The following is a 2113-nucleotide window of genomic DNA, read 5'->3' on the forward strand; positions in this document are numbered from 1 at the left end:
GCGCCGTATACGGCGAAGAGACAGCAACGCGCGACTATGGCGTGCTGCAGCCGATCGCCGCCGAGCGAGTGCTCCAGACCAGCGATGGCATGGTGCTGGAACTGGCCGGCCGGCCCCTGCTTTTCATCGACACGCCCGGCCATGCGCGCCACCACCACTGCATCTGGGACGAGGCCAGCCGCGGCTGGTTCACCGGCGATACCTTCGGCCTGTCGTATCCGGAGTTCGAGGCTCCGCGCGGGCGTTACCTGCTGCCGACCACGCCACCGACGCAGTTCGAGCCGCAAGCGCTGAAGGCCTCGGTTGCGCGCCTGCTTGAACGCGAGCCGGCCTGCATGTACGTGACCCACTACGGCCGCGTCACCGACGTGCCGCGCCTTGCCAGGCTCATGTGCGAACAGATCGACGCGATGGTGGCCCTGGCGCAGCCGCTGCATGGCGCACCCGAGCGCCATCAGCGGCTGGTGCAGGGCCTGACCGCGCTCTACCGGGAAAGGCTGCGCGCCCAGGGCAGCGCGCTCGACGATGCGCAGATCGACGTGCTGCTGGGGATGGATGTCGAACTGAACGCCCAAGGCGTAGGCCTGTGGCTCGATCGTGAGGCGCGCGACGCCGGCCGGACAGCGGCCCGCACGAACGCCGGATCGACATGAGCGCGGCGCCGTCCGAAGGCTGGTCGCTGCTCTACGTCGCCGACCCGATGTGCTCGTGGTGCTACGGCTTCGCGCCGAGCCTCGCCGCGGCGCGCCAGCGCTGGCCGGCGTTGCCGGTGCAATTGATGATGGGCGGCCTGCGTCCCGCCGGCGAGGTGCTCGATGCGCGATTGCGTGCATCGATCCAGCACCACTGGCAGCAGGTCGCCGCCCGCAGCGGACCGCCCTTCTCGCCGGCCGGCCTGGCCCGTGAAAACTGGCTCTACACCACCGAGCCGGCTTGCCGAGCCGTCGTTACGGCGCGAGAACACTGGCCCGAGCGCGCGCTCGAACTGTTCCAGACCATCCAGACCGCCTTTTATGCACAAGGCCGGGACACGACCGACCCTGAGACGTTGAACACTTTGGCCCAGGATTGCGGCATGGACTCCGAACTCTTTGCGCGGCAGTTCGAGGCGGCGGCGAGCATCGAGGCCACCGGCAACGACTTCGCCACGGCTCAACGCCTCGGCATTCGCGGTTTCCCAACGCTGCTGGCCGTTCGCGCCGGGCAGGCACAGACGGTGGCGCCGGGCTGGCTCGCGCCAGCGGAGTTGCTCGAGCGGCTCGAGCAGACCTTCGCAGCATGAGCCTGGAGGCGTTCGCCGTCTCCACCGGCGTCGTCGCGCTCAGCGAGATCGGTGACAAGACTCAGCTTCTCGCGCTGCTGCTGGCAGCGCGCTTTCGCCGCCCATTGCCGATCGTGCTCGGCATCCTCGTCGCCACGCTTGCCAACCATGCCGCAGCCGCCGCGTTCGGCGCCTGGGTGCAGGCCGTTGTGCCCGAAGGCGCGCTGCGCTGGGGCCTCGGGTTGAGCTTCATGGCCATGGCGGCCTGGGCGCTCAAGCCGGACACCCTCGACGACACCCAGACGCCTCCGGCTTCGGCTCTGGGCGTTTTCGGCATCACCGTCCTGGCCTTCTTCCTCGCCGAGATGGGCGACAAGACCCAGATCGCCACGGTGATGCTGGCCGCCAAGTACGCCATGCTGTTCACGGTCACCGCCGGCACGACACTGGGCATGATGCTGGCCAACGTGCCGGCCGTGCTGATCGGCGAGAGGGCGATGAAGATCCTGCCGCTCGTGTGGGTGCGGCGCGGCACGGCGGGCGTGTTCGCGCTGCTCGGCGTGCTGGTGCTGGCGGGGATGGGCGGGTAGAGGCGGTGAACCGCCTGCGCAAAGCGGCAGCAACTCCATTCGCCGAACAGGCGCCCGCCTGCGCGCTACCCTTGACGGCCCTTCCCTTGACGGCCCCTCCCCTCTTTTCTAAGCCCTGCGATGAGACTCCTCCACACCATGCTGCGCGTCGGCAACCTGCAGCGCTCGGTCGATTTTTACACCGGCGTGCTCGGCATGCAGTTGCTGCGCACCACCGAGCGGCCGGAACAGAAGTACAGCCTCGCCTTTCTAGGCTACGGCA

Annotated in this window: 4 protein-coding genes; all 4 read left to right on the forward strand. The window is 68.8% G+C overall.

Annotated features, from left to right (window positions below; all coding sequences use genetic code 11):
* A partial coding sequence (locus H0W38_RS21705) for an MBL fold metallo-hydrolase (protein WP_367162609.1) occupies positions 1-653 on the forward strand: 653 nt, incomplete at its 5' end.
* Positions 650-1282: a DsbA family protein gene (locus H0W38_RS21710; protein WP_292458125.1), complete on the forward strand. Its 633-nt coding sequence runs from the start codon at positions 650-652 to the stop codon at positions 1280-1282. The genes H0W38_RS21705 and H0W38_RS21710, both read left to right, overlap by 4 nt.
* A 2-nt stretch (positions 1283-1284) precedes the next feature.
* Positions 1285-1851: a TMEM165/GDT1 family protein gene (locus H0W38_RS21715; RefSeq protein ID WP_292458128.1), complete on the forward strand. Its 567-nt coding sequence runs from the start codon at positions 1285-1287 to the stop codon at positions 1849-1851.
* A gap of 120 nt (positions 1852-1971) precedes the next feature.
* On the forward strand, positions 1972-2113 hold a 142-nt coding region (locus H0W38_RS21720; RefSeq protein WP_292458131.1), incomplete at its 3' end, for a VOC family protein.

Origin of the sequence: Methylibium sp. (assembly GCF_013817365.1) — a bacterium.
GTDB lineage: Bacteria > Pseudomonadota > Gammaproteobacteria > Burkholderiales > Burkholderiaceae_C > Methylibium.

Coding starts and splice junctions, on each gene's coding strand:
- H0W38_RS21710 (WP_292458125.1), top strand. CDS start 650: ATGAGCGCGGCGCCGTCCGAAGGCTGGTCGCTGCTCTACGTCGCCGAC.